1 protein-coding gene is annotated in these 429 nt (G+C 60.6%); it reads right to left on the minus strand.

Annotated elements, in window-relative coordinates; genetic code table 11:
* The coding region (locus QSV36_RS22995; protein ID WP_289134774.1) for an immunoglobulin-like domain-containing protein at positions 1-429 on the minus strand (429 nt) is incomplete at both ends.

Here is a 429-nt window from a genome sequence, read left to right on the forward strand (position 1 = left end):
GAAGGTCGGTTTGACGTTCTCAGCCACCGAAGGCTGGTCGGCAGTGATGGTGACCTTGACCAGATCGCCTTCGTTGCCCGGCGTACCCGGTTCGTCAGTGACAGTGGTGCTGACCGGGGTCTTGTCCAGGGTCAGTTGCTCGAACTTGCCGACGTCGGTGCCGCTGACCGATGCGATCGACTTGATCACCGGGTCGTTGGCGCCTGCGTAGACGTTGTCCGGAGCGGTGACCGTGACCGAACCGGTCGTGCCATTGGCCGGCACGGTAATGGTTTTGCCGTCGCTCAGCGTGAAGGTCAGTGCCGAGTGGTTGTTGATCGGCAGACCGTCTTTGTTGGTCAGGGTCACGGTGTAAGTAATTACGCCGCCTTCGGTAACCGAAGGAGTCGCAGTCAGCTTGGCCACCACTTCGTCAGTGGTGTCGGTGAC

The sequence above is a fragment of the Pseudomonas sp. BCRC 81390 genome, from assembly GCF_030341915.1.
GTDB lineage: Bacteria > Pseudomonadota > Gammaproteobacteria > Pseudomonadales > Pseudomonadaceae > Aquipseudomonas.